Source organism: Cupriavidus sp. YAF13, assembly GCF_052113425.1.
GTDB lineage: Bacteria > Pseudomonadota > Gammaproteobacteria > Burkholderiales > Burkholderiaceae > Cupriavidus.
The window spans coordinates 63,932-70,561 of record NZ_JBFRDD010000046.1; the positions used below are offsets into that span (position 1 = coordinate 63,932).

The 6,630-nt window shown below is 66.9% G+C and carries 6 protein-coding genes; 3 read left to right on the forward strand and 3 right to left on the reverse strand.

Features of this window, described 5'->3' with window-relative positions:
- Nucleotides 1–9: 9 nt before the first annotated feature.
- The 3 genes from AB4061_RS30150 to AB4061_RS30160 all read right to left on the reverse strand — a co-directional run bounded on the left by AB4061_RS30150 (nucleotide 10) and on the right by AB4061_RS30160 (nucleotide 3,694).
- A complete protein-coding gene (locus AB4061_RS30150; protein WP_441639878.1) occupies nucleotides 10–972 on the reverse strand; it encodes a Bug family tripartite tricarboxylate transporter substrate binding protein in 963 nt (320 codons plus the stop codon).
- 125 nt (nucleotides 973–1,097) lie between these two features.
- Complete coding sequence (locus AB4061_RS30155; protein ID WP_441639879.1) at nucleotides 1,098–2,642, reverse strand: class I adenylate-forming enzyme family protein; 1,545 nt, start codon at nucleotides 2,640–2,642, stop codon at nucleotides 1,098–1,100.
- A gap of 71 nt (nucleotides 2,643–2,713) precedes the next feature.
- The gene (locus tag AB4061_RS30160) at nucleotides 2,714–3,694 is read right to left on the reverse strand and encodes a tripartite tricarboxylate transporter substrate binding protein (RefSeq protein WP_441639880.1); all 981 of its coding nucleotides are present in this window, start codon (nucleotides 3,692–3,694) and stop codon (nucleotides 2,714–2,716) included.
- Nucleotides 3,695–3,973: 279 nt separating this feature from the next.
- Between AB4061_RS30160 and AB4061_RS30165 the strand changes: the two genes are divergently transcribed.
- The 3 genes from AB4061_RS30165 to AB4061_RS30175 form a co-directional block, all read left to right on the forward strand.
- The gene (locus AB4061_RS30165; protein ID WP_441639881.1) at nucleotides 3,974–5,182 is read left to right on the forward strand and encodes an acyl-CoA dehydrogenase family protein; all 1,209 of its coding nucleotides are present in this window, start codon (nucleotides 3,974–3,976) and stop codon (nucleotides 5,180–5,182) included.
- A 25-nt stretch (nucleotides 5,183–5,207) separates the two neighbouring features.
- Entirely contained in the window at nucleotides 5,208–6,335 is a 1,128-nt protein-coding gene (locus tag AB4061_RS30170; protein WP_441639882.1) for an acyl-CoA dehydrogenase family protein, read from the forward strand.
- 181 nt (nucleotides 6,336–6,516) lie between these two features.
- Nucleotides 6,517–6,630: IS4/Tn5 family transposase DNA-binding protein (locus AB4061_RS30175; protein WP_441639887.1), on the forward strand; the 114-nt coding region annotated here is incomplete at its 3' end.

The following is a 6,630-nucleotide window of genomic DNA, read 5'->3' on the forward strand; positions in this document are numbered from 1 at the left end:
CATCCGGCCTCAATCCACCTGGATATTCGCCGTCTTCACCACCCCGCCCCACAGCTTCAGTTCGCGCTGGATGCGGTCGGCCAGCGGCTTGGGCCCGGTGATATCAAGGTCATAGCCGCCCTGCGTCATGCGCTGCTGGAAGGCTGGATCGTCGCCGATCGATTTCTGCGCCTTGACCAGCTTGTCCACCACATCGGCGGGCAATTTCTGCGGGCCGATCAACGCGTACCAGCCGGTCAGGTCATAGTTCTTCATGCCAGACTCGATCATGGTCGGCACGGTCGGCAGCGCCGCGTTGCGCGTCTTCGACGTCACGGCCAGCGCGCGCACCTTGCCCCCCTGGATATGGCCGATGGCGGTGCCGGTGATGTCGAACATGAAAGTCACCTTGCCGCCGATCACATCGGCCATCGCCGGCGAGTTGCCCTTGTACGGCACGTGCAGCATCTTCACCCCGCCCATCTGCGCGAGCAGCTCTGCGGACAGATGGTTGGACGCGCCCACGCCGGCCGAGCCGAAGCTGACGCCTTCCGGATGCTTGCGCGCGTACTCGACCAGCTCGGTAACGTTCTTGGCGGGGAAATCCTTGTTGATCAGCAGCACGTTGGTGTAGTCGGTGATCAGGCCGACATAGGTGAAATCCTTGGTGGGATTGAAATTCACCGACTTCTGGATCAGCGGCGTCATGGTCATGGTGGGGCTGGCCACGAAGTACAGCGTATAGCCGTCCGGCGTTGCCTTTGCCGTCAGGTCCGCGGCAATGGCGCCGCTGGCGCCGGCGCGGTTGTCCACCACCACCGGCTGCTTGAGCGTGCGGCCCAGGTAGTCGGCGTAGATGCGCGCGGCGGTATCGACCGGGCCGCCCGGGGCGTAGCCCACAATCAGCTTCACCGGGCGCGCCGGATAGTTGTCCGCCATTGCGGTGCCTTGCACCAAGGCCAGCAGCATGCCGGCCATCATCCATCGTTTCATCTGTCTCCTCCTTATTGTGCGTCTTGCCAGTGCCCGGACGTGCGGAGGCGCTGGCTGCGAGAGTGCTTCGGCCCGCGGCGAAGCGCTGGCGGCAGCGCGTTCATCGAATCGGCCGCCGCCGGGGGTCATGCCGCTACGGCAGTGCCGTCCAGCATGGCGCGCAGCGGCTGCTTCAAGAGCTTGCCGCTGGCGGTGGTGGGAATGGTCTCGATCACGCGGATCTGCGCGGGCCGCTTGTACGGCGCCAGGCTGTCCCGCAGGTAGGCCTCCAGAGCGGCGGTGTCCAGCTTCGCGCCCGGCTGCGTTTCGATAAAAGCCACGACTTCTTCGTTGCCATCGGCGGCAGCGCGCCCGACCACGGCGGACTGGCGCACGCCGGGGAAGGCGTTGATGACGGATTCCACCTCGATCGGGTAGACGTTGAAGCCCGAGCGGATGATCAGGTCCTTGGAGCGGCCCACGATAAACAGTGCGCCGTCTTCACCCAGGAAGCCCAGATCCCCGGTATTGAGCCAGCCGCCCGGTAACAGCGCCTCGGCCGTCTGCTCCGCGTTGCGGAAGTAACCGCGCATGACGCCCGGGCCGCGCACGCGGATCTGGCCGCGTTCGCCGGCGGGCATCGGCTCGCCCTGTTCGCTGGTGATGTTGATCTCCACGCCTTCGACGATGTAGCCGGCGGAGCAATCGGCACGCGGCGCATCCATGCGGGTGATGAACAGCGAACCGGCGTATTCGGTGATGCCGTAGCCGTGATGCAGCGGCTGGCCGAACCATGCCTCGGTGTCGCGCTTGAGAGTCGGGTCCAGCGGCGCGCCGCCGGTATAGAGATAGCGCAGGCGGGGAAACGCAGCAGCGCCGCTGTCCAGCGACGACTCCCGCGCCACCGCCATGATGCGCGTGAACATGGTGGGCACGCCTTGCAGCATGGTGACGCCGGGGGACTCCAGCGCGGCGAACACGTCCGCCGCATCGAAGCGTGGCCGCATCACCAGGCTGGCGCCCGCGTACAGCGTGGCCATCAGCACGGTGGCGATGCCGAAGATATGCGACAGCGGCAGCGCGCCGTAGGCGATGTCGTCGGGACCGAGATGGCGCGAGGCGGCCGAGATCCGCGCGAAAATGGTCAGGCCGGCGTGCGGCACCATCACGCCCTTGGGCGCGCCGGTGGTGCCGGAGGTATAGATCAGCGTGGCCACGTCCCGCGCCTGGGTGGCGCTCACGCGCGGCGGCACCTCCGAGGCGCGCAGCCTGGCGAGGCCAGGATCGAGCGCCACGCAATCGGTGGGCTGTGCGCCGAGCCGCCTGGCATGCGCCGCGGCTACGTCGGAGACATGGTTGGTAAAGAAGGTCAACAACGGCTCCGCATGCGCGCGGATGCCATCGATCTCCCGCGGCGAGAGCCGTGCGTTGACCTGGATCGGCCACGCGTGCAGCGCGCTGCAGGCAAACAGCATCACCACCATCTCGGCACAGTTCTCGCCCACCACCATCACGCGGTCGCCCTGCCCCACGCCCTGAGCGGCAAGCCAGTCGCGCGTGGCGGTGATGCGCTGCCATAGCGTGCCGTAGCTAAGCACGCCGCTGGCCTCATGCAGGCAAGGCGCCTGGGGCGATTGCTCGGCCCAGTGCCGGGGGATGTCGTGAATGAACTCGGGGCGGAAAGAGGACATGATGCAAGCGATGATTAGGTTGGAACCGGACTGGCTGTTGCAACGGCTGAGAATGGCAAGGAATGGCGAACTCACTGATCCAGATGGATGTTTGCTGACTTGATCAGGCCGTCCCACTTCTGGTACTGGGTGCGCATATAGGTGCCGAACTGCGCCGGCGTCGAAGGAAAGGGCACCGTGCCCTGGCTTGCCAGCCGTGCCGCCAGCTCGGGCTGCGCGAGCGACGCCACGATCTCGGCATTGAGGCGATCGACAATGGCGGCCGGGGTATTGGCCGGCGCCACCACGCCGAACCAGGCCGTCAGCTCGTAGCCGGGCACACCGGCAGCGGCCAGCGTCGGCACGCCAGGCAACTGTTCGGATGGCTTGGCGGTGGTGACCGCCAGCGCGCGCACGCGGCCGTCACGCACGTACGGCAAGGCGGTGGAGATGCTGTCGAACATCATGGTCAGGCGCCCGCCGATCAGGTCCGTCATGGCCGGGGCGCTGCCCTTGTATGGCACGTGGTCGATGCGCACGCCCGCCATATGGGTGAAGAGCTCGCCGGCCAGGTGCGACGACGAGCCGTTGCCAAAAGAGCCGTAGGTCAGCTTGCCGGGCTCGCGCCGGGCGAGCGCCAGCAGCTCGGCCACGTTACGGGCCGGGACGGAGGGATGGACCACCAGCACGTTGGGCAGGTAGGCCACGGAGGCCACCGGCGCGAAATCCTTGAGCGGATCGTAGCCCGGCTTGTCGTACAGGCTCTTGTTGACGGCCAGCGAGCCGAAGGTGCCGAACAGCAAGGTATAGCCATCGGCCGGCGCGCGCGCCACAGCTACGGCGGCGATGTTGCCGCCCGCGCCGGGCCGGTTCTCGATCACGACCGACTGGCCGAGCCGCACGGAAAGTGCATGGCTGACTTCACGCGCGAGCAGGTCGGTGGCGCCGCCCGGCGGGAAGGGCACCACCAGCCGGACGGGCTTGTCCGGATAAGCGGCGAATGCGCTCGCCGTGGCCGCCAGCCAGCCACATAGGGCGAGCCATCGGGTGCAACGTTTGGTCCAGCGGGGCATCGCCTGTCTCCTCGGCGTGAATGGTTCTTGTGCTGCGACGGCACTGCGCCAGTGTGCGGCAGGCGCCAGCCGCGTGCCATTTGGATTTGGCTAAGGCCGTGTTCTGCCTGGCATGTGCACTGGCAGGCGGTTGGCTGGCCGCGGCCATCGGTTCGCAAGCGCGGAAGGACGGCTTTGCCATTGCGGAAGAACCGAATGCCCTGCCACCCATAAAATCCCGGCAACGACTCAAAACGGCGGCCGGTGGCGGCCCGCCTTCCCAACCGAGGGGACAAACAGATGGACCTGCGTTTCAGCGCGGCGGAACAAGCGTTCCGCGAAGAAGTTCGGAGTTTCGTGCAGGCCAGCCTGCCCGCGGATATCCGCGACAAGGTGCTGGCTCACCAGCGCGTGGAGAAGGATGACTATGTGCGCTGGCACCGTATCCTGCACGCGCGGGGCTGGGGCGCGCCGACCTGGCCCAGGGAATGGGGCGGCACCGGCTGGAACGCGCTGCAGCGCCTGATCTTCGAGATCGAGGCATTCCGTGCGGGCGCGCCGCGCCTGCTGCCCTTCGGCCTGACCATGATCGGCCCGGTGCTGATGAAGTACGCCAGCCAGGAACACAAGGAGCGCTTCCTGCCGCGCATCCCCACGGTGGAGGATTTCTGGTGCCAGGGCTACTCCGAACCCGGCTCCGGCTCCGACCTGGCCTCGCTCAAGACGCGCGCCGTGCGCCAGGGCGACCGCTATATCGTCAACGGCCAGAAGACCTGGACGACGATGGCGCACTTCGCCGACTGGATCTTCTGCCTGGTGCGCACCGACAGCGAGTCCAAGCCGCAGGAAGGCATCTCGATGCTGCTGATCGACATGAAGACGCCGGGCGTGACCGTGCGCCCGATCGTCACGCTGGACGGCGGCCACGACGTCAACGAGGTGTGGTTCGAAGATGTGGAAGTGCCGGCGGGCAACCTGCTGGGTGAAGAAAACCGCGGCTGGACCTATGCCAAGTACCTGCTCGGCCACGAGCGCACCGGCATTGCCGGCATCGGCCACTGCAACCGCGAGCTGCGCCAGCTCAAGCACTACGCCGCGCAAGCCACCGACGGCGCCGGCCGCCCGCTGGTCGACGACGTGCGCATGCGCGACAAGATCGCGCGCATCGAGATGGACATCATGGCGCTGGAAATGCTGCTGCTGCGCGTAGCCACGCAAGACGCCGGCCGCGGCCCCGGCCCGGAAGCCTCCATCGTCAAGATCCGTGGCTCCGAGATCCAGCAGGATCTCGCCATGCTGCAGATGGAAGTGGCCGGCCCCAATGCCTGGCCCTACTCGCCGCGCTGGCTCGAAGCCGGCGAAGCGCCGCCCGCCGACGCACCGCTGCACGCCCCGGCCTGGGCCGCGCCCGCCGCGTCCACGTATTTCGACATGCGCAAGACATCGATCTACGGCGGCACTACCGAAGTACAGAAGAACATCATCTCCAAGATGATCCTCGGTTTCTGAGAGCACAGACGGAACAAGCACAGTCATGGACTTCAACTACAGCGAAGAACAGCAGATGCTGGCGGACAGCCTGCGCCGCTTCATCGATACCGAATACACCTTCGATAAACGCCGCAAGAGCGCCCGCGGCGGCGGCAGCTTCAACCGCGCCACCTGGGCACAGCTAGCCGAAATGGGCGTGCTCGGCCTGACCGTGCCCGGCGAATACGGCGGCTTCGGCGAAAGCGCCGCCAGCCAGCTGGTGGTGCAGCGCGAACTGGGCCGTGGCCTGGTGCTGGAACCGGTCACGCCCACCGCGGTGATGGCCGCCGCCGTGCTCACCGCCTATGGCAGCGCCGCCCAGAAAAACGAGTGGCTGCCCGCCATCGCCGCCGGCGAACGCGTGGTCAGCCTCGCGTACCTGGAACCCACCACCCGCTACCGCCCCGAGGCCGCGCGCGCCAGCGCCGAGCGCAAGGGCGACGGCTACGTCCTTAACGGCAGCAAGAGCCTGGCCTGGCACGGCGAAGCCGCTGACGCCTTCCTGCTCACCGCGCGCATCTGCGGCAGCAATGAGCTTGCCCTGTTCCTGGTACCCGGCAACGCCGCCGGGCTCACCGTGCGCGGCTATCCCACCATGGACGGCCTGCGCGCCGCCGACCTCGCCCTGCAAAACGTCGCCGTGGACGCCGGCGCCATGATCGGCGACGCGGCCGACGGCCTGCCCGCCCTGCTCCACGGCATCGACCACGGCATTGCCGCGCTATGCGCCGAAGCCGCCGGTGCCATGGAAAAGCTGATCGAGATCACCGCCGAATACCTGCGCACGCGGCAGCAGTTCGGCAAGCCGCTAGCCGTGTTCCAGGCGCTGCAGCACCGCATGGCCGACATGCTCGTACAAAAGGAACTCGCGTTGTCGATGGCCTACGTGGCAGCCCAGGCACTGGACGAAACCGATCCCGCCCAACGCCGCCGCATGCTCAGCGCCGCCAAGGTCACGGTCGCCAAGGCCGGCCGCCTCGTCGGCCAGCAAGCCGTGCAATTGCACGGCGGCATGGGCATGACGGATGAGCTGGAGGTTGGGGATTACTTCAAGCGGCTGACCATGATCGACCCGTTGCTGGGCGACAGCGATTTCCATGTGCAGCGGTATGGCGAGGTGATGGCAGCGTAAAGCCCGGCCCGGGCCTATGAGCGCAGCGCGATTCAGCGAGCGCCCGGCCCTCTCCCCCGGCCCCTCTCGCACAAGTGCTCAGGATTACCCACAAATCTGGGGGGCGAAGGTGGAAAAGCGGTTGTAAACCGCTGTAAACCTGTGTTAAYTTGCTTGCCGTCATTCACCGCGATGTACGCCATTGCCTTCCACCTCCGACTCCGACGACTGGGCGATCGACGAATTTGGCGCAGCCGAATTGGGGGATGCCCGCCGCACGCAACGCTTGGTTGCGCTCGCGCGACGTCTTGCGCAA